At 71.6% G+C, this 22,345-nt stretch carries 24 protein-coding genes; 12 read left to right on the top strand and 12 right to left on the bottom strand.

The genetic code is table 11. The features are described from left to right. The first annotated feature begins 10 nt into the window (after positions 1-10). Positions 11-1,576, top strand: coding sequence for a sodium:solute symporter (locus tag ACFVTR_RS17545; RefSeq protein ID WP_387039395.1), 1,566 nt, complete (start codon positions 11-13; stop codon positions 1,574-1,576). A gap of 77 nt (positions 1,577-1,653) precedes the next feature. Here the strand turns inward: ACFVTR_RS17545 and ACFVTR_RS17540 are convergent, their stop codons facing one another. After that, complete coding sequence (locus tag ACFVTR_RS17540) at positions 1,654-2,292, bottom strand: LysE family translocator (protein ID WP_387039393.1); 639 nt, start codon at positions 2,290-2,292, stop codon at positions 1,654-1,656. A gap of 48 nt (positions 2,293-2,340) precedes the next feature. On the opposite strand from ACFVTR_RS17540, the gene ACFVTR_RS17535 reads away from it, so the two are divergent. After that, entirely contained in the window at positions 2,341-3,447 is a 1,107-nt protein-coding gene (locus tag ACFVTR_RS17535) for an enoyl-CoA hydratase/isomerase family protein (RefSeq protein ID WP_387039391.1), read from the top strand. A 13-nt stretch (positions 3,448-3,460) separates the two neighbouring features. On the opposite strand, the gene sufU is transcribed toward ACFVTR_RS17535, so the two are convergent. Together sufU and ACFVTR_RS17525 are read right to left on the bottom strand one after the other, a co-directional pair. Continuing rightward, positions 3,461-3,913, bottom strand: a complete 453-nt coding sequence (sufU, locus tag ACFVTR_RS17530; RefSeq protein WP_387039389.1) for a Fe-S cluster assembly sulfur transfer protein SufU — start codon at positions 3,911-3,913, stop codon at positions 3,461-3,463. Beyond that, complete coding sequence (locus tag ACFVTR_RS17525; RefSeq protein ID WP_387039387.1) at positions 3,910-5,259, bottom strand: aminotransferase class V-fold PLP-dependent enzyme; 1,350 nt, start codon at positions 5,257-5,259, stop codon at positions 3,910-3,912. The genes sufU and ACFVTR_RS17525 overlap by 4 nt, the downstream gene beginning before the upstream one ends. 178 nt (positions 5,260-5,437) lie before the next feature. On the opposite strand from ACFVTR_RS17525, the gene ACFVTR_RS17520 reads away from it, so the two are divergent. The 4 genes from ACFVTR_RS17520 to ACFVTR_RS17505 are packed head-to-tail and all read left to right on the top strand — an operon-like array spanning position 5,438 to position 9,752. Continuing rightward, positions 5,438-6,103, top strand: a complete 666-nt coding sequence (locus ACFVTR_RS17520) for a GntR family transcriptional regulator (protein WP_387039385.1) — start codon at positions 5,438-5,440, stop codon at positions 6,101-6,103. 30 nt (positions 6,104-6,133) lie between these two features. After that, positions 6,134-7,669 (top strand): MmgE/PrpD family protein, encoded by a 1,536-nt coding sequence (locus tag ACFVTR_RS17515; protein WP_387039510.1) that lies wholly within the window; start codon positions 6,134-6,136, stop codon positions 7,667-7,669. Continuing rightward, entirely contained in the window at positions 7,669-8,568 is a 900-nt protein-coding gene (gene prpB / locus ACFVTR_RS17510; RefSeq protein ID WP_387039383.1) for a methylisocitrate lyase, read from the top strand. Before ACFVTR_RS17515 ends, prpB begins: the two co-directional genes overlap by 1 nt. 35 nt (positions 8,569-8,603) lie before the next feature. Further along, positions 8,604-9,752 (top strand): bifunctional 2-methylcitrate synthase/citrate synthase, encoded by a 1,149-nt coding sequence (locus ACFVTR_RS17505; RefSeq protein WP_387039381.1) that lies wholly within the window; start codon positions 8,604-8,606, stop codon positions 9,750-9,752. Here ACFVTR_RS17505 and ACFVTR_RS17500 read toward each other — a convergent pair. Further along, positions 9,749-10,879 carry a M24 family metallopeptidase gene (locus ACFVTR_RS17500; protein WP_387039379.1) on the bottom strand — a complete coding sequence of 377 codons (1,131 nt, stop codon included), beginning with the start codon at positions 10,877-10,879 and terminating at the stop codon, positions 9,749-9,751. The genes ACFVTR_RS17505 and ACFVTR_RS17500 overlap by 4 nt on opposite strands. A gap of 133 nt (positions 10,880-11,012) precedes the next feature. Between ACFVTR_RS17500 and ACFVTR_RS17495 the strand changes: the two genes are divergently transcribed. After that, complete coding sequence (locus ACFVTR_RS17495; protein WP_387039378.1) at positions 11,013-11,573, top strand: thioesterase family protein; 561 nt, start codon at positions 11,013-11,015, stop codon at positions 11,571-11,573. A gap of 13 nt (positions 11,574-11,586) precedes the next feature. Here the strand turns inward: ACFVTR_RS17495 and ACFVTR_RS17490 are convergent, their stop codons facing one another. Beyond that, on the bottom strand, positions 11,587-12,687 hold the full coding sequence (locus ACFVTR_RS17490; RefSeq protein WP_387039377.1) for an AI-2E family transporter: 1,101 nt from the start codon (positions 12,685-12,687) through the stop codon (positions 11,587-11,589). 9 nt (positions 12,688-12,696) lie between these two features. Next, positions 12,697-13,203 carry an SRPBCC family protein gene (locus tag ACFVTR_RS17485; protein WP_387039376.1) on the bottom strand — a complete coding sequence of 169 codons (507 nt, stop codon included), beginning with the start codon at positions 13,201-13,203 and terminating at the stop codon, positions 12,697-12,699. Positions 13,204-13,291: 88 nt separating this feature from the next. On the opposite strand from ACFVTR_RS17485, the gene ACFVTR_RS17480 reads away from it, so the two are divergent. Both ACFVTR_RS17480 and ACFVTR_RS17475 read left to right on the top strand, forming a co-directional pair. Then, a complete protein-coding gene (locus ACFVTR_RS17480) occupies positions 13,292-13,660 on the top strand; it encodes a hypothetical protein (protein ID WP_387039375.1) in 369 nt (122 codons plus the stop codon). Positions 13,661-13,726: 66 nt separating this feature from the next. Beyond that, on the top strand, positions 13,727-14,089 hold the full coding sequence (locus ACFVTR_RS17475) for a DoxX family protein (RefSeq protein WP_387039373.1): 363 nt from the start codon (positions 13,727-13,729) through the stop codon (positions 14,087-14,089). Positions 14,090-14,094: 5 nt separating this feature from the next. Here ACFVTR_RS17475 and ACFVTR_RS17470 read toward each other — a convergent pair whose 3' ends face one another. The 5 genes from ACFVTR_RS17470 to ACFVTR_RS17450 form a co-directional block, all read right to left on the bottom strand. Then, on the bottom strand, positions 14,095-14,679 hold the full coding sequence (locus ACFVTR_RS17470; protein WP_387039371.1) for a TetR/AcrR family transcriptional regulator: 585 nt from the start codon (positions 14,677-14,679) through the stop codon (positions 14,095-14,097). Positions 14,680-14,722: 43 nt separating this feature from the next. Continuing rightward, positions 14,723-16,423, bottom strand: a complete 1,701-nt coding sequence (locus ACFVTR_RS17465) for a phytoene desaturase family protein (RefSeq protein WP_387039370.1) — start codon at positions 16,421-16,423, stop codon at positions 14,723-14,725. 45 nt (positions 16,424-16,468) lie between these two features. Beyond that, complete coding sequence (locus ACFVTR_RS17460) at positions 16,469-17,572, bottom strand: MBL fold metallo-hydrolase (protein WP_387039368.1); 1,104 nt, start codon at positions 17,570-17,572, stop codon at positions 16,469-16,471. Between the two features lie 113 nt (positions 17,573-17,685). Continuing rightward, positions 17,686-18,477 carry an ABC transporter permease gene (locus ACFVTR_RS17455; protein WP_387039366.1) on the bottom strand — a complete coding sequence of 264 codons (792 nt, stop codon included), beginning with the start codon at positions 18,475-18,477 and terminating at the stop codon, positions 17,686-17,688. Between the two features lie 27 nt (positions 18,478-18,504). After that, positions 18,505-19,503, bottom strand: coding sequence for an ATP-binding cassette domain-containing protein (locus tag ACFVTR_RS17450; RefSeq protein WP_387039365.1), 999 nt, complete (start codon positions 19,501-19,503; stop codon positions 18,505-18,507). 60 nt (positions 19,504-19,563) lie between these two features. Here ACFVTR_RS17450 and ACFVTR_RS17445 point away from each other — a divergent pair, with 60 nt between their 5' ends. Then, positions 19,564-20,565, top strand: coding sequence for a helix-turn-helix transcriptional regulator (locus tag ACFVTR_RS17445; RefSeq protein ID WP_387039363.1), 1,002 nt, complete (start codon positions 19,564-19,566; stop codon positions 20,563-20,565). Positions 20,566-20,569: 4 nt separating this feature from the next. Here ACFVTR_RS17445 and ACFVTR_RS17440 read toward each other — a convergent pair whose 3' ends face one another. Beyond that, on the bottom strand, positions 20,570-21,190 hold the full coding sequence (locus ACFVTR_RS17440; RefSeq protein WP_387039362.1) for a TetR/AcrR family transcriptional regulator: 621 nt from the start codon (positions 21,188-21,190) through the stop codon (positions 20,570-20,572). Positions 21,191-21,268: 78 nt separating this feature from the next. On the opposite strand from ACFVTR_RS17440, the gene ACFVTR_RS17435 reads away from it, so the two are divergent. Beyond that, complete coding sequence (locus ACFVTR_RS17435; protein WP_387039361.1) at positions 21,269-21,547, top strand: DUF1905 domain-containing protein; 279 nt, start codon at positions 21,269-21,271, stop codon at positions 21,545-21,547. Continuing rightward, entirely contained in the window at positions 21,544-22,329 is a 786-nt protein-coding gene (locus ACFVTR_RS17430) for an alpha/beta fold hydrolase (RefSeq protein ID WP_387039360.1), read from the top strand. The genes ACFVTR_RS17435 and ACFVTR_RS17430 overlap by 4 nt, the downstream gene beginning before the upstream one ends. Positions 22,330-22,345 lie beyond the last annotated feature (16 nt).

Here is a 22,345-nt window from a genome sequence, read left to right as displayed (position 1 = left end):
GGATCCAACGATGGATATCGCGATCATCATCATCTACCTGGGAGCGATGCTGCTCTTCGGCTGGTGGGGCAAGAGCCGCACCAAGAACTCGGCCGACTTCCTCGTCGCCGGCCGCCGGCTCGGCCCCGGCCTCTACACCGGCACCATGGCGGCCGTCGTGCTCGGCGGCGCCTCGACCGTCGGCGGGGTCGGCCTCGGCTACAAGTTCGGCATCTCGGGCATGTGGCTCGTCGTGTCGATCGCCGCGGGCCTCTTCCTCCTCAGCATCCTGTTCGCCTCGCGCATCCAGAAGCTCAAGGTGTACACGGTCGCCCAGATGCTGAAGCTCCGGTACGGCGTGAACGCCACGAGCGCCTCGGGCATCGTGATGATGGCGTACACCCTCATGCTCTCGGTGACGTCGACCATCGCCTACGCGACGATCTTCAACGTGCTGTTCGGCACCGACCGCACGATCTCGGTGATCATCGGCGGCGGCATCGTCATGCTGTACTCCTCGATCGGCGGCATGTGGTCGATCACGCTCACCGACATGGTGCAGTTCGTCCTCAAGACGATCGGCGTGTTCTTCCTGCTGCTGCCCTTCGCCTGGTTCAACGCCGGCGGCTACGAGGGCATCGTCGAACGCCTCGGCACCGCGGCATTCGACCTCGGCGCGATCGGCGTCGACACGATCATCACGTTCTTCGTCATCTACACGTTCGGCATGCTCATCGGCCAGGACATCTGGCAGCGCGTGTTCACCGCGCGCTCGCCGAAGGTCGCGAAGTGGGGCGGCACGGCCGCCGCGGTCTACTGCCTCCTCTACGGCGTCGCCGGAGCCGTCATCGGCATGTCGGCCGCGGCGTTCCTGCCGGGCATCGAGGCGAGCGACGACGTGTACGCCGCGATCACCCAGCAGATCCTGCCGGTCGGCCTGAGCGGTATCGTGCTCGCCGCGGCGGTCGCCGCGATGATGTCGACGGCGTCGGGCGCGCTCATCGCGACCGCGACCGTCGCCCGCGCCGACGTGATGCCGTTGCTGAAGCGCCTCGTCGGCCGCAGCAGGGACGAGGCCGCAGCGGCGTCGAACCCCGAGCACGACGTGCGCTCCAACCGCCTCTACGTGGTCGTCCTCGGCGTCGTGGTCATCATCGTCGCGGCACTGCTCAACGACGTCGTCGCGGCGCTGACCGTCGCCTACGACATCCTCGTCGGCGGCCTGCTCGTGGCGATCCTCGGCGGCTTCGTGTGGAAGCGCGCGACCGGAGCCGGCGCGCTCTGGTCGATGGCCGTCGGCACGATCGTGACGCTCGGCACGATGGTCGTCGTGGGCGACGTGCTCGCCAACGAGCCGATCTACTTCGGCCTCGGCGCGAGCCTCCTGGTCTACGTCGTCGTGAGCCTCCTCACCCCGAGGACGCCCGCGTCGGTGCTCAAGATCTGGAACGACCGGCTCGCGAGCCGCGACGGCGATGACGATGCGACCGCCGAGGCGTCCGCCGCCCCCGCCGCCGCCCCCGCCGGTGCCGACACCGAGCAGCAGGCCGCGCCCGCTGCGCCCGCCGCTCCCGCCACCGCGCCCGCGACCGAGTAGCGGAATCCCGGACCGGTGGATGCGTCGCTTGGGGGGCGACGCATCCACCGCCGCGCGGAGGACCCGGCGGGCGGGCCTCAGTGCTTGTTGCCGCTGAGCGCGAGCACCCCGCCCAGGCCGATCATCATGACCCCGCCCGTGGCCGAGAGGTGCTCGATGCGCCTCGGCGAGCGGGCGAACCAGTCGCGGGCCGCGCTCGCGGCGAGCGCCCACACCGAGTCGCAGGCGAGGGCGAGCACGATGAACACGAGGCCGAGCTCGAAGAGCTGCAGGGGGATGGCCCCCGCCTCGAACGACACGAACTGCGGCAGCACGGCCACGAAGAACGCGATCGTCTTCGGGTTCGTCACGCCGACGACGAAGCCCTCGCCGAGCTGGCGCCAGTGCGAGCGGAGGGCGACCTCGCCGTTCGCCGCGCGGGCGGCGTCCTTGCGATGCCGGATCGCCTTGACGCCGAGGTACACGAGGTACGCCGCACCCGCGAACTTGATGATGGTGAACAGCACGACCGACTGCGCGACGATCGCGCCGACGCCGAGCGCGACGGCGACGACGAGGGGCACCATGCCGAGGGCGTTGCCGATGACGCTGAGCAGGCCGCCGAGGCGGCCGAGCGCGAGCGAGCGCCCGATGACGAAGAGCACGCTCGGGCCGGGGATGACGATGAGCACGACCGAGGCGAGCACGAACGCCCAGAGGTTCTCGACGGGGACCATTCGGGAATCGTAACCCCGCCCGCTGGTTCGGGCGATACGGTGGCAGGCGTGAGCGACCACATCTCCGCGAGCGTCGCCGACGGTGTCGGCCACGTCACGCTCGATCGACCGCAGGCGCTCAACGCGCTCTCGTACGACATGATCCGCGCCCTCGCCGAGGTGTTCGAGGCCTGGCGTCACGACTCGGAGGTCGCGCTCGTCGTGCTCGACGGCGCCGGCGAACGGGGCTTCTGCGCAGGCGGCGACGTGCGCGAGCTGCACCGGTACGCGACCAACGACGACCATGCCGAGGCCCGCGAGTTCTTCCGCGCCGAGTACCGGCTCGACGCGGCGATCGCCCGCTACCCGAAGCCCGTCGTCGCGATCATGGACGGCATCACCATGGGCGGCGGCATCGGACTCGCCGGGCACGCCTCGGTGCGCATCGTGACGGAGCGCTCGCGCATCGCGATGCCCGAGACCCGCATCGGCTTCACCCCCGACGTGGGCGGGTCGTGGCTGCTCGCGAAGGCGCCCGGCGAGCTCGGCGTGCACCTCGCCCTCAACTCGCGCACGATGGACGCGGCCGACGCCATGCACGCCGGCTTCGCCGACGCCTTCGTGCCCTCCGAGCGCATCCCGCACGTGCTGCAGGCACTCGCCGAGCGCGCCGACCCCGGCAGCCCCGCCGAGATCGTCATGCTCTTCGACGAGACCCCGGGCCCCTCGGCGCTCGCGCTCGCGCGCGACTGGGTCGACGCCTGTTACTCGGCGCCGACGGTCGCCGAGATCATCGCGCGACTGCGCGCCTTCGCCGAGGGCGGGCAGGATGCCTCGGCGAGCGCCTTCCCGAGCCATCCCCTCGACCCGGGGGCGAGGGCGTACGCCGCCGCGGCCGCCGACGAACTCGAGACGCTCTCGCCGACCGCGCTCGCGGTGACGCTCGAGTCGGTGCGCCGGGCGCGCACGCTTCCGAACCTCGAGGCCGCGCTCGAGCAGGAGTTCCGGGCGGTGACCTGGTTCATCGAGCAGCACGACCTGCGCGAGGGCATCCGAGCCCAGGTGATCGACAAGGATCGCTCGCCCCGCTGGAACCCGCCCGAGCTCGCCGACGTGCCGCCGGGCCTCGCCGCGCGCGTGCTCGACGAGGCGCGCTTCGGCCCGGTCTTCGACTAGCCGGCGGCGCTCGCTACTCGGCGGCCGGCGCCGCCTTCGCGAGCGCCGCCTCGAGCGCGACCCACGAGAGCATGGCGCACTTCACGCGCATGACGTACTTCGAGACGCCGTGGAAGGCGATCGCGTCGCCGAGCAGCTCCTCGTCGGGTTCGCCGGCGCCCTGCGAGCGCAGCATCGTGCGGAACCCCTCGATGAGCCCCCGCACCTCGTCGAGCGGGCGACCCGTGGCCAGTTCGGCGAGGGTCGAGGCCGAGGCCATCGAGATGCTGCAGCCGTCGCCCTGCCACGCGAGCTCGGCGAGGCGCGTGCCGTCGTCGCCGAGCTTCACCCGCACGGTGATCTCGTCGCCGCAGGTCGGGTTGAACTCGTGATGCTCGGCGTCGGCGCCGTCGAGCGGGCCGTCGCCGTTCCGTCGCTTCGCCTGGTCGAGGATGATCTGCTGGTACAGACCCTCGAGCCCGCTCACGCGATCACCGCCGCGGCCTGGTCGGCTCCCGAGACGCCGAAGAAGCTCCGCACCTCGCCGAGGGTCGCGACGAAGCGGTCCATCTCGTCGGCCGTCGTGTAGACGTGCGCACTCGCGCGGGTGGTCGCGGTGATGCCGAGCGCGCGGTGCAGCGGCTGCGCGCAGTGGTGGCCGACGCGCACGATGACGCCCGCGTCGTCGAGGAACTGGCCCACGTCGTGCGCGTGCACCCCGTCGACGGCGACCGAGACGAGGCCGGCGCGCGGCGAGCCCGGCGGCGGCCCGATGAGGCGCACGCCCGGCACCTCGGCGAGCTGTAGGGCGACGCGTTCGGCGAGCGATCGCTCGTGCGCGGAAACCGCGGCCATGCCGATCGACTCGAGGTAGCGCACCGCCTCGGCGAGGGCGACGACCTGCGAGACCGGCTGGGTGCCGGCTTCGAAGCGGTGCGGCGCCGGCAGGAACTCGGCCGAGTCGATCATCACGCGCGTGATGGTCGATCCGCCGGTGCGGGCGGGCGGCAGCGCGTCGAGCAGCTCGGCCCGGCCGTAGAGCACGCCGATGCCGTTCGGGCCCAGCATCTTGTGCCCCGAGAACGCGGCGAAGTCGACGCCGAGCGCGCCGAGGTCGCTCGGCAGGTGCGGCACCGACTGGCAGGCGTCGAGCACGACGAGCGCACGGGGCGAGCGTTCGCGCACGACCGCGACGACGTCGGCGACGGGCGCGAGGTACCCGGTCACGTTCGACACCTCGGCGATCGCGACGACGCGCGTGCGCTCCGAGAGCTCGGCGGCGAGCGCATCGACCGACCAGAGCCCGCGCTCGTCGACGCGCACGGCGCGCAGGCGCGCCCCGGTGCGCGCGGCGAGGCGCTGCCACGGGATGAGGTTCGCGTGGTGCTCGGCCTCGGTCACGACGATCTCGTCGCCGGCCTCGAGGGCGAACCGGGATGCCTCGCGCCCGCCGAGTCCGGCCGAGGCGTCGGCCATGCCGAGCGCCACGATGTTGAGCGCGTCGGTGGCGTTCTCGGCCCAGACGATCTCGCGCTCGCCGGCGCCGACGAATCGCGCGACCGTGGCGCGGGCGTCCTCGAAGAGGGTCGTCGACCGGCCGACGGCGGCGCTCGCGCCGCGGTGCACGGGGGCGAGGTGCTGCTCGAGGTAGTCGCGTTCGGCGTCGAGCACGCGGCCGGGGCGCTGGGCGGTCGCGGCCGAGTCGAGGTACGCGACCGGCGCGCCGCCGTCGGGCCGGGCGCCGTAGGCGGCGCCGTCGGCGAAGGCGGGGAAGTCGCGGCGGAGGTCGCTGACCGTGCGCTGCCCGATGGTGTCGAGATCGCTGATGCTCATCCCTTCCATCGTCCCACGTCGAGCGGGGGGAGCGGCCGGTCACGGGAGATCCTCAGCCGCGGTGGTGCTTCGCGATCCATGTGCACGCACTCTTCGGAAATGTATACACCGAGTCACAAATATGCCTTCGATTGCGTCGAACCTCGGCGGAGTGTATACATAAATGCGGGGAGGGTCGATGCGAGCGAGCGAACGCGCCTACCGCGCACTGCGCGAGGAGATCCTCGACGGCGCCCTCGAGCCCGGCGCCGCGCTCGCCGAGGTCGAGCAGGCGAACCGGCTCGGCGTCTCCCGGACCCCGGTGCGCGAAGCGCTCGCCCGGCTCGAGGCCGACGGCCTCGCCACCGCCGCCTCGGCGCGCGTGCTGCAGGTCTCGGCGATCGACGCCGCGAGCATCGTCTCGCTCTACGAGCTGCGCGAGGCGCTCGAGGGCCAGGCGGCCCGCCTCGCGGCGGCCCGGCGCGACCCCGAGCGCTTCACCGCGCTCCGCGAGCGGATCGCCGACGCCCCCGAACTGCTCGACACCGGCGAGGCGGGGCTCCGCGCCTACTACGACGCCGTCGACGCCCTCGACGACGAGATCGAGTCGGCCGCGGCGAACCCGATGCTCGGTGCGGCGCTCCGCAGCGTGCGCCTCCACTCGGCGCGCGTGCGGCGGCTCGCGCGCCACCATCCCGAGCGGCTCCGCGCCGCGGCATCCGAGCACCTGCTCATCGTCGACGCCATCGTCGCCGGCGACGCCGCCCTCGCCGCCCATGCCACCCATGTGCACCTGCACCTGAGCCTCCGCCACGCGCTCGCCTCGATCGAGGCTCGTCACCCCGACGGCCACCGCGTAGCCTGACCGATGGAACACTTCAGAAAGGTCCGCCCCATGCATCTCCACCACGTGCGCACCCACCGCAGCGACGAGAACCTCGCCCGCGAGGGCCAACTCGCCTGGAAGCTCGCGGGCGTCGCGACCGATCCGGTCGAGCTCGACGACGACGTCGTCGACATGGTGGTGAACCGCGTCATCGACAACGCCGCGGTCGCGGCGGCCGCAGTGGCCCGCCGTCCCGTCGTCTCGGCGCGCAGCCAGGCCCTCTCGCATCCCGTCTCGATCGGCGGCGACGGCGCGACCGTGTTCGGCGCCGACGCGGCCCGTCGCACGAGCCCCGAGTGGGCGGCCTGGGCCAATGGGGTCGCCGTGCGCGAGCTCGACTACCACGACACCTTCCTCGCCGCCGAGTACTCGCACCCCGGCGACAACATCCCCCCGATCGTCGCGGTCGCCCAGCACCTCGCGCAGAACCGCGGCCTGACCGGGCGCGACGTGGTGCGCGGCCTCGCGACGGGCTACGAGATCCAGATCGACCTCGTGAAGGCGATCTCGCTGCACAAGCACAAGATCGACCACGTCGCCCACCTCGGCCCCTCGGCGGCCGCGGGCATCGGCACCCTGCTCGGCCTCGACCAGGAGACGATCTTCCAGGCCATCGGCCAGGCGCTGCACACGACTACGGCGACCCGCCAGTCGCGCAAGGGCGAGATCTCGACGTGGAAGGCGCACGCCCCCGCCTTCGCCGGCAAGATGGCGATCGAGGCCGTCGACCGCGCGATGCGCGGCGAGACGAGCCCCGTCCCCATCTACGAGGGCGAGGACGGCGTGATCGCCTGGCTGCTCGACGGCCCGGATGCCTCGTACGACGTGCCGCTGCCCGACCAGGGCGAGGCGAAGCGGGCCATCCTCGACTCGTACACGAAGGAGCACTCGGCCGAGTACCAGGCGCAGGCCTGGATCGACCTCGCCCGCAAGCTCCACGACGAGTACCCGCTCATCCTCGACGCCGCGCACATCGAGTCGATCACCCTGCACACCTCGCACCACACGCACTACGTGATCGGGTCGGGCGCGAACGACCCGCAGAAGTACGACCCCGACGCCTCGCGCGAGACGCTCGACCACTCGATCCCGTACATCTTCACGGTCGCCCTGCAGGACGGCGCGTGGGACCACGAGACCTCCTACTCGCCCGAGCGCGCCCACCGCCCAGACACGATCGAGCTGTGGAAGAAGGTCTCGACCGTCGAGGACGCCGAGTGGACGCGTCGCTACCACTCGCTCGACATCGCCGAGAAGGCGTTCGGCGGCCGCGTCGTCATCAAGCTCGCCGACGGCGGCGAGATCGTCGACGAGATCGCCGTGGCCGACGCGCACCCGCTCGGCGCCCGGCCGTTCGCCCGCGAGCAGTACGTGCACAAGTTCCGCACCCTCGCCGAGTGGGCGGTCGCGCCCGAGGAGATCGAGCGCTTCCTCGACCTCGCGCAGCGCCTGCCCGATCTCTCGCCCGACGAGCTCGGCGGACTCACCTTCACCGTCGCGCCGGGCGCACTCACCGGCGTGGAGATCCCCGAGGGGCTGTTCTGATGCTGTACTCGTCCACCCCGGCCCACGAGAAGCGCCGCCTGTTCCGGGAGCGGCTCGCCACGGGCGAGATCATGCGGTTCCCGGGCGCGTTCAACCCGCTCTCGGCGAAGCTCATCGGCGAACGCGGCTTCGAGGGCGTCTACATCTCGGGCGCGGTGCTGAGCGCCGACCTCGGCCTGCCCGACATCGGCCTCACGACGCTCACCGAGGTCGCGGGCCGCGGCAAGCAGATCGCCCGGATGACCGAGCTGCCGGCGATCATCGACGCCGACACCGGCTTCGGTGAGCCGATGAACGTCGCCCGCACGGTGCAGGAGATGGAGGACGCGGGACTCGCCGGCCTCCACATCGAGGACCAGATCAACCCGAAGCGTTGCGGCCACCTCGACGGCAAGCAGGTCGTCGACGACGAGACGGCGCTGCGCCGCATCCGCGCCGCGGTCGACGCGCGCCGCGACGAGAACTTCCTCGTCATGGCCCGCACCGACATCGCGGCGGTCGACGGGCTGCAGGCCGCGGTCGACCGGGCGAAGGCCCTCGTCGACGCGGGTGCCGACGCGATCTTCCCCGAGGCGATGCGCTCGCTCGAGGAGTTCGCCGCGATCCGCGCCGCCGTCGACGTGCCCCTGCTGGCGAACATGACCGAGTTCGGCAAGAGCGAGCTGTTCACGGTGCAGCAGCTGGCCGACGTCGGCATGAACATCGTCATCTGGCCGGTGTCGCTGCTGCGGCTCGCGATGGGATCGGCGATGCGGGGGCTCGACGAGCTCGAGGCATCCGGCTCGCTCACCGCCCGGCTCGACGAGATGCAGCACCGCTCGGAGCTCTACGAGTTGATCGACTACGAGGGCTACAACCACTTCGACACCTCGATCTTCAACTTCACCGTCGCACGCTGACGCCGATCGCAGAACGCCAACGCAAGGGAGCATCCATGGCCGAGCAGGAGATCACCCCGCCCACCATCTACAAGGGGCTGGCCGGGGTGCCGGTCGACTACACCGCCGTCTCGAAGGTCAACCCCGAGACGAACTCGCTGCTCTACCGCGGGTACCCCGTGCAGGAGCTCGCCGCCTCGTGCACCTTCGAGGAGGTCGCCTACCTGCTCTGGTACGGCGAGCTGCCGACCGACGAGGAGCTCGGCGTGTTCGAGGATCGCGAGCGGTCGCTGCGCGGGCTCGACCACGAGGTGAAGCGCATCATCGACGAGCTGCCCCTCACCGCACATCCGATGGACGTCGTGCGCACGGCGGTCAGCGTGATCGGCGCGAGCGACGCGACGACTCCCGACGACTCGCGCGACGCCAGTCTCGACAAGGCGATCCGGCTCTTCGCGAAGCTGCCGTCGATCGTCGCCTACGACCAGCGCCGTCGCCACGAGCTCGAGTTCGTCGAGCCCCGCGACGACCTCGGCTACTCGGCCAACTTCCTCTGGCAGACCTTCGGCGAGGTGCCCGAGCTGCCCGTCGTCAACGCCTTCGACGTGTCGATGATCCTGTACGCCGAGCACTCGTTCAACGCCTCGACGTTCACGGCTCGCGTCATCACCTCGACGCTCTCCGACCTGTACTCGGCGGTGACGGGGGCGATCGGCGCGCTCAAGGGCCCGCTGCACGGCGGCGCCAACGAGGCCGTCATGCACACCTTCGACGAGATCGGCGCCGGCGAGGGCGGCGCCGAGCGCGCCGTCGCCTGGCTCGACGACGCGCTCGCCTCCAAGCGCAAGATCATGGGCTTCGGGCACCGCGTCTACAAGAACGGCGACTCACGGGTGCCGACGATGCGCGACGCCATGGAGCGCATGGTCGAGTTCTACGATCGCCCCGACCTGCTCGAGCTTTACGTCGCCCTCGAGCAGGCGATGGGCGAGCGCAAGAACATCAAGCCGAACCTCGATTACCCGGCGGGCCCGACCTACCACCTGATGGGTTTCGACACGCTCACCTTCACGCCGCTGTTCGTCGCCTCGCGGGTCACCGGGTGGACGGCGCACATCATGGAGCAGGCGGCGTCGAACGCGCTCATCCGCCCGCTGTCGGTGTACGACGGCGTCGATGAGCGGCACGTGCCGGCGAAGGGCTAGACGACGACGAGCTCGGTCGGCGAGGTGTTCATGAGCTTGGCGCCGTTGTCGCCGACCACGACGATGTCCTCGATGCGCACGCCGAACCGCCCGGGCAGGTAGACCCCCGGCTCGATCGAGAACGCCATGCCGGGCTCGAGCGGCCGGGTGTTGCCGGCGACGATGTACGGGTGCTCGTGCACCTCGAGGCCGATGCCGTGGCCGGTGCGCGTGATGAAGTACTCGCCGTAGCCGGCCCGCTCGATCACCTCGCGGGCGGCGCGGTCGATCGACTCGGCGGTCGCTCCGGGCCGCACGGCGTCGACGGCCGCGCGCTGCGCGGTGCGCACGAGCTCGTGCACCCGCGCGAGCTCGGGGTCGGGCTCACCGCCGGCGACGAGGTACGTGCGGGTGCTGTCGGAGTTGTAGCCCGCCGGGTTGGGGCCGCCGATGTCGACCACGACCGGGTCGCCGGCGAGGATGACACGGTCGGAGGCCTCGTGGTGCGGCGAGGCGCCGTTCGGTCCCGAGGCGACGATGACGAAGTCCGCCGTGCGGTGCCCCTCCTCGACGAGCGCGGCCGCGATGTCGGCGGCGACCTCGTTCTCAGTGCGGCCGGCCCGGAGCCATTCGCCGATGCGGCGGTGCACGCGATCGATCGCCGCGCCGACCGAGGCGAGCTCGTCGATCTCGAACGGCTCCTTGCGCATGCGCAGCTCGGCGATGAGCTCGCCGGCGGGCTGCAGCCGCAGTGCGGGTCGGGACGCCTGCAGCCGGAAGGCGTGCAGGAAGGGCAGGTGATCGTCGACGGCCGCGGTGCCGGGCTCGGCGCCGCCGAGCTCTCCGAGGAGGGCCGCGTACGGGTCCTCGCCGTCGAGCCAGGTCACGAAGCGGATGCCCGCGATCTCGGCCGTGCTGCCCTCCCAGCCGCCGCGCTCCAACGCCGGCAGGACCATCACCGCGTCGCCCGGTTCGGCCGCGGGCACGGCCAGCAGGGTGAGGCGCTCGTGCGAGGGCACCGAGTGCCCGACGAGGTAGGCGAGGTCCGGCCCCGGTGCGACCAGCACTGCATCGATGCCGGCGACGCGTGCGGCGTCGGCGAGCCGGTGGAGGCGATCATGGGTCGTCGCGGCTGCTGAGGTCGACATGCCACGGAGTCTACGGCGGAGGCTCGCCGCCCGTTCGGTTCGGCACAACTTCGGCGCGAGGCATCCGGCCCCTCGTTGTCGGGATCGACGGATTATCGAAACCCACCGCGATCTCGTCATACAGTCGTTGATCATGCACATGTTCTTCCGCACGATGCTGCATTTCGTGCTCGCCCGGTTCCGTTCGCGGCTCGGCCACGGCGACGTCGCCCGCACGAACTTCATCACGCTGCCGACCGACCTCGACATCATCAACCACATGAACAACGGGGTCTACTTCTCGATCATGGATGTCGCGCGGTTCGAGATGCTCGTGCGCAACGGCGTCTGGCAGCTCATGCGGGACCGCGGCTGGTACCCGGTCGTCGCGAGCGAGACGATCACGTTCCGCAAGTCGCTCAACCCGTGGAACCGCTTCACGATCGAGTCGCGGATCATCGGCCACGACGACAAGGCCGTGTACATGGAGCAGCGCTTCGTGCGCCCCGATGCCACGGGCACGCCCGAGATCTACGCGACCGGGTACATCCGGGCGCGGTTCCTGCGGAAGTCGGGCGGCACCGTGCCGATGTCCGAGCTCGTCGAGGCGTTCGGCGTCGAGGCCCTCCACGGCATCCCCGAGTGGATCGAGCGCTGGGGTGCGGACGTCGCGCTGCCGCCGATGCGCGGGGCGGCGCCGTCGATCTGGAGCTGAATCGGGCGCTCGCTCAGACGCGCGCCTGCTTCGGCACGACCACCTCGCGGATGATGAGCAGGATGCCCGCCGAGATCGGGATCGCGACGAGCGCGCCGAGGAGGCCGAGCAGGGTGCCGCCCGCGAGCGCCGAGATGAGCACGATCGTGCCGGGCACCTGCACCGCCTTGCCCATGACCTTCGGCGTGAAGATGTACGCCTCGACCTGCATGTAGACGAGCATCGCGATGAGCACGACGATGCCGGCGACGGGGGAGACGAGCAGGGCGATCACCGTCATGATCACGGTCGTGATGACCGTACCGATGAGGGGGATCAGCGTGATGAAGAACGCCATCGCACCGATGAACAGGGCGTACGGCACCCCGACCGCGATGAGCAGGAGGGTCGAGAACACCGAGTTCATGAAGGCGAGCACGACCATGCCGCTGAGGTAGCGGCCGACCGACTGCATGATGCGCTCCGCATAGCTCTCGACCTGGGGGCGGTGGCTCGCCGCGACGAGGGTGTAGCAGGCGCGCTTGGTCGCGTCGAGGGTCGCGATGAAGTAGATCGAGAGCACCACGACGAACACGCCCGTCGAGATGCCGTCGAGCACCGCGGCGCTGAACTGCAGCGCGCCGCCGCCGACCGCCGCCCAGAAGTCGGGGTCGGCGAGGATGCCGCTGACCCAGGCGACCGCGGACTCGAGCATGCCGTTCGTCGCCTCGTTGACGCGGTCGAACCAGCCTGAGGAGTAGAGGTCCTTGAGCTCGGCGGGGAGTGCCTTCGCGAACGAGACGGCCTGCCCGATGACCGGCGGCACGATGAGCCAGACGATGCCGACGAGGAAGCCGACGAAGAGCAGGATGACGGTGACGATCGCGACGCCCCGGCGCATGCCGCGACGCTGGAACCAGCGGATCAGGGGGTCGAGCCCAAGGGCGACGAAGGCCGCGATGAACACCGACAGCACGACGCTCGAGAGGTTGACGACCGCGACCGCGAGCGCGAGCGCGAGCAGCACGCCGAGCGTGACGATGAAGCCCCAGCGAAAGGGGTGGTTCACGAAGAGCCCGTTGCGCTCCTCAGCCGCCTGGGTGCTGCGCCGACGAAGTCTGTCTGCCGTGTTCACCGCGCCAGTCTAGGGCTGGGCTGCAGTCGGCACCGTGAGCTCGCGGTAGTGAGGCGCGAACTGGGGGTAGTACGTCTCCCAGACGGGCAGCTCCGCACCCGAGCGCGAGGCGGTGAGCCGATCGAGGTAGAAGTCCCAGCCGGGGCCGATGCTCGCGGCCTCGGTCGCGTCCTTCATGCGCTGGCCCAGGGTCAGGGTGGTCATGCCGCCGCCCTCGACGAGGTGGCAGAACACCCGCACGCCGGTCGGACCCGAGCCCGAGTCGGCCGTGAAGCTGTGCGGCGCCCGGCACTCGAGGATGGACACGTTCATCCACTCGGCGCCCTCTTCGCTCATCTGGAAGCGGACGCCGCCCGTCGACGGACTGCCCGTGTAGGTGCCGATCCAGCCCTTCATCGCGTTGGGATTGGTGAGGCTGAACCACACGTCCTCGATGGGGGCGTGGAAGAGGCGGTCGAACTGCAGGTACAGGCCGTCGGCCTTCAGCACGTAGTGTCCGGTCGGTTTCGCGGTCATCATCGCCCCCACTCGTCGTGACTTTCAGGCTAATCCGGGCGGGTGGGAATCACTAGAGCCGCGCCCTCGAACCACTAGAGTCGGAGCCATGAGCTCGAAGGGGTCGCAGCGCGTGGCGCACGAAGAAGCAATGGACATCACCGAGGGCAAGTCGGGGCTGTGGGGCGCCCTCGCCGGACTGATCGTGTTCGCGCTCATCGCGGTGCCGCTGTCTGCGGCGTTCGCGTTCGCGACGCACCCCCACTCGCAGCAGCTGTTCGCGGGCCGCCTCTCGGATGCCACGGCCGGCGGCTACCAGGCCTTCTGGTGGCTGGTGACGATCTTCCTCGTCGCGCTGCCCTTCCTCGTGGGCTTCGGCGTCGCGAAGCTGTCGGTGAAGTCGCTCGTGGTCGTCGGTGCCGTGATCGCGCTCTTCGTCATCGCGATCATGATCCTCGGGCAGGTCTTCGTCTTCTAGGCCCGGCGGGGTACTCGCTGCGATCGCCCATGGCATCATTCCGTACCATACGGTATGGTACGGAACATGGATGCCGCGTTCCCCGACCCCGTCTGGCCCGTCGTGCTCCTCGCCGTCATCTGCTTCGGTGACGCACTGCTGTGCCTCAAGCCCGTCGCGTTCATCGCGAAGTGCTTCGACGACGTGGGCTTTCCGCGGCGGTGGTGGTGGGTCATGCCGCCGATCAAGTTCGCCGCCGCTGCGGGGCTCGTCGCCGGCATCTGGATCCCGTACCTCGGTGCCCTCACCTGCGCCGCGCTCATCGCCTACTTCGTCGTTGCGATCGGCATGCACGTGCGGGCGCGCGACTTCGGGCGCAACCTCTTCGTCAACGCGACGGGGATGCTGGTGGTCTGCGTCGCGACCGGGCTGTTCTGCTTCGTGCTCTGAGCGCCTCAGTCGCGGTCGCCGTCGGCGCTCGGCTCGCCCGCGACCGGGGCGATCTCGAGCAGCAGTTCGTAGACGGCGCGAAGCTCGTCGGCGCCGATCGGCGGGACCGTCGCCGCGGCGCCCACCGAGACCAGGTAGGGCACGAGCGCCGCGGTGCGCGCGGCCGCATCCGACGAGGTCGCCGGCCGCCACACCGCCTGCAGCGCACCGATGACCCGCGCGTCGATGCGCGCCTGCGTCGCCCGGGCGTCGACGTCGGTGTGGGCCCACGCCCGCACGGCGGCGTCGAGCTCGGTCGGGCGGATCGACGGCCCGACCGTGAGCGCGAGTTCGCTGAGCCACTCGAGGGTGCCGCGGGTTCCGCTCTCGCCCCGCGCGGCGATCCCCTCGTCGATCGCCGCGATCGTGCGCTGCTCGTAGTACGCGAGCAGCGCCTGCTTGAACGCGTCGGCCCCGTCGAAGTGGTGGTGGAACGAGCCCTTCGTCACGCCGAGTCGCGCGGCCAGGCGATCGATTCGCAGCGCCGGTGCCCCCTCGGTGGCGAGCACCGTCAGGCCCTCGTCGAGCCAGCGTTCCCGTGTCGTCGCCATGGAGCCACCGTACCCGACGGTATGGTCGTCGCCGCGAGGCGGCTCAGCCGGCGAACTGCTCGAGCACGGCCATCGCGGCGTTGTGCCCGCCGATGCCGCTGACGGCGCCGCCGCGTACCGCGCCCGAGCCGCACAGGAGCACGGCCGGATGCCGGGTGGCCACGCCCCAGCGCTCGGCCGGCGTCGTGAGCGGCACGCCGGGCTCGGCCCACGGCCACGACAGCGGCCCGTGGAAGATGTTGCCGCCCGGCATGCGCAGCGCCGCCTCGAGGTCGAGCGTCGTCTTCGTCTCGACGCAGGGGCTGCCCGCGGCATCCGTCATGATGACCGAGGCGATGGGCTCGGCGAGCACCGAATCGAGCGAGTCGAGCACGGCCTGCTGCAGCAGGGCCCGCAGTTCGTCGTTGCCGTACCGCTCGAGCAGGCGGTGCGGCACGTGCAGCCCGAACACGGTGAGGGTGTGCGCGCCCGAGGCGGCGAGCTCTGGGGAGAGGATCGACGGGTCGCTCAGGGTGTGGCAGTAGATCTCGCAGGGCAGCGGCGAGGGGATGCCTCCGCGAGCAGCCGTCGCGTACGCCGCATCGAGCTGCGTGGCGAGCTCGTTGATGTGGAACGTGCCCGCGAACGCCTGCTCGGGGGCGACCTCGGCATCGCGCAGGCGGGGGAGTCGGGTGAGCAGCAGGTTCACCTTGACCTGCGCGCCCTCAGGGGCGTGCAGCGCGCGCAGCCGCTCGCGCACCACGGGAGGCACCGCGATCGGACCGTCGTCGGAGAAGGGTGCCTGGTCGCGCGGGGCGATGCTGCCGCTCGCCTCGGCGGGTGCGTCCGGCGCGCCCGCTTCGACGAGGCGCTCGAGCACGGCGGGCGCGACGTTCGCGAGCAGGGTGGCCGCGGTGGCGAGGCGCTCCCCGCCCGCGAGCCGGTATCGCACCCGGCCGGCCGGGTCGACGCCCAGCACCTCGGCGCCCGTGACGAGCGCCGCGCCGGCCTCGCGCGCCGAGCGGGCGAGCTCGCCGCTCACGGCGCCCATGCCGCCGACCGGCACGTCCCAGTCGCCGGTGCCGCCGCCGATGACGTGGTACAGGAAGCAGCGGTTCGCGTCGAGCGCCGGGTCGTCGAGCGTGGTGAACGTGCCGATGAGCCCGTCGGTCGCGACGACGCCGCGCACGAGGTCGTTCGTGAAGCGCTCGTCGATCGTCTCGCCGAGCGGGCGCTCGACGAAGGCGTTCCACGCGGCGTCGTCGCCGAGGAGGGCGCGGGCCTCGGCCCGCGTCGGCAGCGGCTCGGTGAGGCTCGGGAAGAGCCGCTCGGCGAGCAACGCGGTCTCGGTGTAGAACGCCTCCCAGGCCGACGCATCGGCCGCCGCGCCCACGCGGTCGAAGGCGCCGGCGGCGGCCGCGGCGTCGGCCTCGTTGTCGACGAGGAGCCCCCGCTCGGGGTTCGCCGGATCGGGGGTGTACGACGAGAAGCGCCGCCGCACGAGCTCGATGTCGAGGCCGAGATCGTCGATGATGCGCTGCGGCAGCAGGCTCACGAGGTAGGAGTACCGGCTGAGCCGGGCGTCGACGCCGTCGAAGGCCTCGGCCGAGACCGCCGCCCCGCCCAGGTGGTCGTCGCGCTCGAGGAGGAGTACGTCGAGCCCGGCCCGGGCGAGGTAGGCGGCGGCGGTGAGGCCGTTGTGGCCGCCGCCGAGGATCACGACGTCGTGCGCGGAGGTCTCGGCCTCGGGCTGGGGGAGTGACATGCATCGAGCGTAGGCGGTGGCGGCAGCGCCGCCGAGCCGTCCGGGTCACCGCGAGCGGCGCCCGATCCCGATCGCGTCGCCGTCGCGGCCCACGACGACGGTGCCGTCGAAGCCCTTCCGCGCGTGGCGCTTCCACACGTGGTCGGGTACGTCTCGGACGCCCGCGGGAACGAGGTGGCTCAGCGCCAGTGTTCGGACGCCCGCGGCCGACGCCAGTTCGCCCACGCGGTCGGAGGCGGTGTGCGTGCGTGAGAAGGTCTCGGCGAGCCGCGGGTTGATGGCCGTGAAGTAGGCGTGGTCGTAGACCTCGTGCACGAGGAGGTCGGCGCCGCGTGCGAGGCGGACCAGGTTGTCGGACGGGGCGGTGTCGCCGCTGACGACGACCGAGCCGTCCGAGGTGTCGAAGCGGTACGCGAAGGAGGGGAAGACGGGCGGGTGATCGACGAGGATCGCGGTGACTCGCACGAAGCCGTCGTCCATGACCTCGAACGGCTCCATGTCGGGGACCCGGTTCGCCGCCGTCGCGCCGATGTCGGGAAGCTCGATGTCGTGCGGGGCCAGCACGTTCCAGATGTCGGGCTTGCGGCTCTCGGCCATGCGGGTGTTGAGGTCGTAGGCGGTGGCGGCGACGGAGGCGCGGAGGAAGTCCGTGAGGCCGGGGGTCGGCGCGTCGGGCTGCTGGACTGGGGCTCCGGGCGCCTGCGGTACGGTCCCGGCCGGGCCGGGGCCGTAGATGCCGACCGATCGCGAGATGTTGCCGCGGGCGCCGGGTGCGCCGTAGTTCAGCCAGAAGAGGTTGTAGACCTCGGCCAGGTGGTCGGAGTGCAGATGCGTGACGAACACCGACTGGACCTGCTCCATCGTGAGGCCCGCTCGCGCGTACGCCGTCACGGCGCCCGGCCCGAGATCGACGAGGTAGGCGCGGTCCTCGACCAGCACGACGGTGCAGATGCCCAGACGCCCGTCCTGCGGGGGCGGGCCGCCGGCGGTGCCCGCCAGCACGATGCGCGTGCGGTACCCGCGGGCGGTCAGCGGTGCCGCTGACGCCGGGGAGGCGCCGAGGCCGACGCCGCCGGCGCCGATGGCGGCCGCGCCGGTCAGCATGCTGCGGCGGGTGAGCCCGGAACGGGGTGCGGATTCGAACGTCATCGGCCTTCTCCTCGGTTCTGGATACAGTATCCGAAATAAGGTATCGGCACCTTGCCGCTCTGGGCAATGACGAGCGGGGCGCGGGTGCACCCGCGCCCCGCTCGTCGGCCGGCTCAGTTCGCGCGGCGCATCGCGCGCACCCCGACGAACACGCCGATCGCGCAGGTCACGATCGCGGCGATCGCGCCGCCGATCACGGCCGGGTCGCCGAAGTCGCCCGCGAGGAGTGCCCGCTCGGCGCCGACGAGGTAGCTCAGCGGGTTCACCGCGGCGGCGACCTTCATCCAGCCGGGGCCGTCGTCGAGCGGCAGCAGCATGCCCGACAGGATCATGAGCGGGAACAGCAGCGTCTGGTGCACCATCCAGAACATCCAGTCGCGGTTGCGGCACGAGAGCGCGAGCGTGTAGCTCAGCGCGCCGAAGCCGATGCCGAAGACGGCCAGGATCACGAGGCCGAGGACGAGCCCCGGGACATCCACCGCGAAGCCGAAGGGCACCGCGACGACGACGACGATCGTGCCCTGGATGACGAGCGGCACGACCTCCTTGAGGGCGCGGCCGACGAGCAGCGCGCTGCGGGAGAGCGGGGCGACGAGGGTGCGTTCGTGCGAGCCGGTCTGCATCTCGAAGAGCAGGTTCGCGCCGGTCGAAGCGGTGCCGAACAGCGCCACCATCACGAGGATGCCGGGCACGAACCACTGCAGGGTGCCGGCGACGTCGCCGCCGGCCGCGCCGATGAGCAGCGGCCCGAAGAGGCCGAGGAACACGAGCGGTTGGACGAGCGAGAACATCACGCTGAACGGGTCGCGCACGAGCGGCTTCGACTCGCGGACGAACACGGCGGCGGTGTCGCGGACGAAGCCCGTCGGGCGGGTGCCGGTGGTGGTGGGTGCGGTGGTGGTCATCGGAGTGGTCCTTTCAGAGGGATGAGGTCAGGCGGCGACGGACTCGGCCGACTCGGCGGTCGGCTCGGCGTGCGCGGCCTCGTCACGGAGGCTGCGCCCGGTCAGCGCGAGGAAGACGTCGTCGAGGGTCGGCTGCCGGTGGGTGGCCGCGGCCACGTCGATCCCGGCATTCGAGAGTTCGCGGATGTACCGGGGGAGCGCCCGGTCGCCGCCGGGTGCCGTGATCGAGACGACGCGGGCATCGGCCCCGTCGAGCTCGCCCCCGAGGCGGGCGGCAGCGGCCGAGGCGTCCGCCGCGTTCTCGAAGGTGAGCGTGACCCGGTCGCCGGCGAGCGACTCCTTGAGCGCCCAGGCGGTGTCGTCGGCGATGACCGAGCCGTGGTCCATCACCATGACGCGCTCGGCGAGGCGGTCGGCCTCATCGAGGTAGTGCGTCGTGAGGAAGATGGTCGTGCCGGTCGCCCGGCGCAGCTCGACGATGTGCTGCCAGAGGTTCGCCCGGCTGTGCGGGTCGAGGCCCGTCGACGGCTCGTCGAGGAAGAGCAGCTCGGGCCGGTGGATCAGCCCGAGGGCGATGTCGAGCCGGCGCTTCTGCCCGCCCGAGAGCGACTGCACCGTGCGGTTCGCGACCTGCCCGAGCTCGAGCGACTCGATGAGCTCGGCGGCCCGGGCGCGCGTCTCGCGGCGGCCGAGCCCGTAGAACGCGCCCTGGGCGTGCAGCTCGTCGCGCACGCGCTGGGTGTGGCCGCCCGAGCTGCCCTGGCCGACGTAGCCGATGCGACGGCGCACGCCCGCCGGGTCGCGGCGGACGTCGCATCCGGCCACGACGGCATCGCCGCTCGTCGCGGGCAGCAGGGTCGTGAGCATGCGGAGGGTCGTCGACTTGCCGGCGCCGTTCGGGCCGAGGAAGGCGACGAGTTCGCCCTCGCCGACGGCGAGGTCGAGTGAACGGACGGCCTCGACGGTCTGCCCGTTCGAGCGGAACGTCTTCGTGAGGCCCTGTGCGGTGATCATCTGGTTCGTCATGACCCCAGCTTCTCGAGCCATCCGGTCACTTTCTGTCCGCATTCGCGAGAGAATCGGAACATGGCCGCAACCACCTCGAGAACCCTCGAACTGCTCTCGCTGCTGCAGAGCCACCGGCATTGGTCGGCGCGCGAACTCACCGACCGGCTCGACGTGAGCGACCGCACCCTGCGCCGCGACGTCGAACGACTGCGCGAACTCGGCTACGGCATCGAGTCGTTGCGCGGCAGCGCCGGCGGCTACCGGCTCGAGGCCGGTACGGGCCTGCCGCCGCTCCTGCTCAGCGACGACGAGGGGGTCGCGATCGCGCTCGGGCTCCGCTCGCAGGCGACTGCGGGGCTCCGCGGCGCCGAGCACACGACCCTCTCGGCGCTCGCGAAGATCGAGCAGGTGCTGCCGCCCGCGCTGCGCCGCCGCATCGAGGCGCTGCAGTCCCACACCGCGGTCGGCGCCGGCGGCGCCTGGAACCGTTCCGGCCGGCCCACGCCCGAGGTCGACACCGAACTCCTCGGCATCCTCGCGCTCGCCTGCCGCGACAGCGAACGGCTCCGATTCAGATACACGGATGCCACGGGCGCGGCCTCGGCGCGCATCGTCGAGCCGTACCGGCTCGTGCCCGTGGCGCGCCGCTGGTACCTGCTCGCGTGGGACCGCGAGCGAGTCGACTGGCGCACCTTCCGGCTCGACCGCATCAGCGAGGTGTTCTCGACGCGGGTGCGCTTCGAGCCGCAGGAGATGAGCGAGGAGGCCGCACGCGAGCGGGTCGAACGCGCCGTGCGGCATCGGCGCCGCAGCATCCGCGCCCGCATCGTCGTCGAGCTCGCGCACGCCGAGCTCGTCGAGCACCTCGGCTGGTACGGCCGCGAGGTCGAGGCGGTCGACGCGTCGCACTGCGCCTGGCCGATCGAGGCCGAGTCGGTCGAGGCCCTCGGCATGGCGCTCATGTGGCTGCCCGCAGGGGTCGCTTATCGCATCGAGGGTTCGCCCGAGCTGCGCGGGTTCCTCGCTGCGCAGGCGCAGCGGTTCGCGTCGGCGGCCGGCGCCTCGGTGCCCCCGGCCTGAGTCGTCAGGCGCCGTCCGTGCCGAACGCCGCGAAGAAGACGTCGAGGGCCGAGTCGACCTGGGCGTCGATCTCGGGCGGTGACGGGATCGCCGCGTCGCCGAGCAGCATCGCCCGGTTGACCGGCTCGCCCATGACCAGCCAGTTCAGCTGCGTGGCGGCGCGCTCGGGGTCGTCGACGTGCAGCAACCCGGCGTCGCGGAGCTCGGCGATGAGCGCGGCGAGCTTCGTGATCGCGCGTCGCGGGCCCTGCTCGTAGAGCGCGGAGGCCAGTTCGGGCGAGCGTGAGAGCTCGCCGATCACGAGTCGGCGAAGGCTCAGCACGCTCGGCGCCATCACGGCGGTGAGCTGTGCGACGAGGAGGGCCCGAAGGGTCGGCCGAGGATCGTCGGCCGGTTCGAACTCGGGCGGCGAGGGCACGGCGCGCCGCGCCGCGACGGTCTTCGATGTGACGAGCTCGAGGAAGAGCGCGCGCTTGCTGCCGAAGTGGCTGTACAGCGTCTGCTTGGCGACGCCGCACTCTTTCGCGATCGAGTCCATCGTCACCGACTCGTACCCCGTCGACAGGAACTGCCGCTCGGCCGCGAGGAGGGCGGCCTCGCGCTTCTGCAGTGAACTCGGGCGCATCTGAAGACCTCCTTGCAACATCATACTGATGAGTCTATATTCGGAATGAGACTCATCAGTCTAGAAATGAGGGCGACCATGTCACGCAGACCAGCGCTCGAGTTCGACGCCGAACTCCGGGTCGCACCAGAAGCGGCCTCCTGGACCGTCTTCGAAGTGCCCGACTCGAAGGCGTACTTCGGCACCGGCAATCCCGTGCGGGTGACCGGCACGATCGACGAGCATCCCGTCGCGATCACGCTCATGCCCTCGGGCACCGGCGCGCACCTCGGCCCGGTGAAGGCCGCGACCCGCACGGCGATCGGCAAGGCCGCCGGCGACCGGGTGCACGTGCGACTCGAACGAGCCGAGGCATGAGCGCCGTCGAGTCGGTGGTGACGGGCGCAGGCGACCGTGTGGTGTTCGACCGCCACGGCGCTGCCGGTGCGCCCGCGGCGCTGTTCATCGCGGGGGCCGGGCCGACGCGCGCCGACGACCCCGTGACGACCGAGACGGCCCGGCTGCTCGCCGAGCGCGGATTCCAGGCGCTCGTGCACGACCGGGTCGGCCGCGGCGAATCGGCGACCGCCGGGCCGATCTCGCTCGAACGCGAACTCGACGCCATCGCGGCGCTCGCCGATTCGGCGGCCGCGCCGGTCGTGCTCGTCGGGCACTCCTCCGGTTGTGCGATCGCGATGCTCGCCGCGGCGCGTGTCGAGCGGCTGGCCGGGCTCGTGCTGTGGGAGGCGCCGCTGGGCCTGTTCACCGCGGGTGCGCCCGACTGGTGGGCCGGGGTCGAGCGGCACCTCGACGCCGGCGAGCTCGAGCAGGCCGTGGCCGCCTACATGGTCGACATGCCGCCCGAATGGCTCGAGCAGCTCAGGCAGTCGCCCGACTACCCCGAGCTCGTGCTGAGCTGGATCCCCGACGGCCGGGCGCTCGCCGCGGTCGAATCGGAGGGCGCCGCGGCGTCGCTCGCCTCGCTCGACGTGCCGGTGCTCGCGGTGGTCGGCACCGAGACCTTCCCCGGCATGGCGGCGGCTGCCGACGCGATCGCCGCGGCGGCCCCGCACGGCGCCAGCGAGGAGCTGGCCGGCGCATGGCACAGCTGGGACCCCGAGGCGATGGCCGCTCGGCTCGCCGTCATGCTCGAGGGCTGAGCCGGCGCGGCGCGGC

The organism is Agromyces sp. NPDC058126, assembly GCF_042884595.1.
GTDB lineage: Bacteria > Actinomycetota > Actinomycetes > Actinomycetales > Microbacteriaceae > Agromyces.
Note: the sequence above shows the minus strand (reverse complement) of the source record. Positions and strands in the feature narration are given on the sequence as shown.

What these genes read in the sequence shown, in the direction of transcription:
- ACFVTR_RS17525 (WP_387039387.1), bottom strand. Translation starts at nt 5,259, where the DNA reads ATGAGCATCAGCGATCTCGACACCATCGGGCAGCGCACGGTCAGCGAC.
- ACFVTR_RS17515 (WP_387039510.1), top strand. Translation starts at nt 6,134, where the DNA reads ATGCATCTCCACCACGTGCGCACCCACCGCAGCGACGAGAACCTCGCC.
- ACFVTR_RS17475 (WP_387039373.1), top strand. Translation starts at nt 13,727, where the DNA reads ATGGATGCCGCGTTCCCCGACCCCGTCTGGCCCGTCGTGCTCCTCGCC.
- ACFVTR_RS17445 (WP_387039363.1), top strand. Translation starts at nt 19,564, where the DNA reads ATGGCCGCAACCACCTCGAGAACCCTCGAACTGCTCTCGCTGCTGCAG.
- ACFVTR_RS17485 (WP_387039376.1), bottom strand. Translation starts at nt 13,203, where the DNA reads ATGACCGCGAAACCGACCGGACACTACGTGCTGAAGGCCGACGGCCTG.
- ACFVTR_RS17500 (WP_387039379.1), bottom strand. Translation starts at nt 10,879, where the DNA reads ATGTCGACCTCAGCAGCCGCGACGACCCATGATCGCCTCCACCGGCTC.
- prpB (WP_387039383.1), top strand. Translation starts at nt 7,669, where the DNA reads ATGCTGTACTCGTCCACCCCGGCCCACGAGAAGCGCCGCCTGTTCCGG.
- ACFVTR_RS17435 (WP_387039361.1), top strand. Translation starts at nt 21,269, where the DNA reads ATGTCACGCAGACCAGCGCTCGAGTTCGACGCCGAACTCCGGGTCGCA.
- ACFVTR_RS17460 (WP_387039368.1), bottom strand. Translation starts at nt 17,572, where the DNA reads ATGACGTTCGAATCCGCACCCCGTTCCGGGCTCACCCGCCGCAGCATG.
- ACFVTR_RS17450 (WP_387039365.1), bottom strand. Translation starts at nt 19,503, where the DNA reads ATGACGAACCAGATGATCACCGCACAGGGCCTCACGAAGACGTTCCGC.
- ACFVTR_RS17505 (WP_387039381.1), top strand. Translation starts at nt 8,604, where the DNA reads ATGGCCGAGCAGGAGATCACCCCGCCCACCATCTACAAGGGGCTGGCC.
- ACFVTR_RS17455 (WP_387039366.1), bottom strand. Translation starts at nt 18,477, where the DNA reads ATGACCACCACCGCACCCACCACCACCGGCACCCGCCCGACGGGCTTC.
- ACFVTR_RS17545 (WP_387039395.1), top strand. Translation starts at nt 11, where the DNA reads ATGGATATCGCGATCATCATCATCTACCTGGGAGCGATGCTGCTCTTC.
- ACFVTR_RS17540 (WP_387039393.1), bottom strand. Translation starts at nt 2,292, where the DNA reads ATGGTCCCCGTCGAGAACCTCTGGGCGTTCGTGCTCGCCTCGGTCGTG.
- ACFVTR_RS17495 (WP_387039378.1), top strand. Translation starts at nt 11,013, where the DNA reads ATGCACATGTTCTTCCGCACGATGCTGCATTTCGTGCTCGCCCGGTTC.
- ACFVTR_RS17440 (WP_387039362.1), bottom strand. Translation starts at nt 21,190, where the DNA reads ATGCGCCCGAGTTCACTGCAGAAGCGCGAGGCCGCCCTCCTCGCGGCC.
- ACFVTR_RS17520 (WP_387039385.1), top strand. Translation starts at nt 5,438, where the DNA reads ATGCGAGCGAGCGAACGCGCCTACCGCGCACTGCGCGAGGAGATCCTC.
- ACFVTR_RS17470 (WP_387039371.1), bottom strand. Translation starts at nt 14,679, where the DNA reads ATGGCGACGACACGGGAACGCTGGCTCGACGAGGGCCTGACGGTGCTC.
- ACFVTR_RS17480 (WP_387039375.1), top strand. Translation starts at nt 13,292, where the DNA reads ATGAGCTCGAAGGGGTCGCAGCGCGTGGCGCACGAAGAAGCAATGGAC.
- ACFVTR_RS17430 (WP_387039360.1), top strand. Translation starts at nt 21,544, where the DNA reads ATGAGCGCCGTCGAGTCGGTGGTGACGGGCGCAGGCGACCGTGTGGTG.
- ACFVTR_RS17465 (WP_387039370.1), bottom strand. Translation starts at nt 16,423, where the DNA reads ATGTCACTCCCCCAGCCCGAGGCCGAGACCTCCGCGCACGACGTCGTG.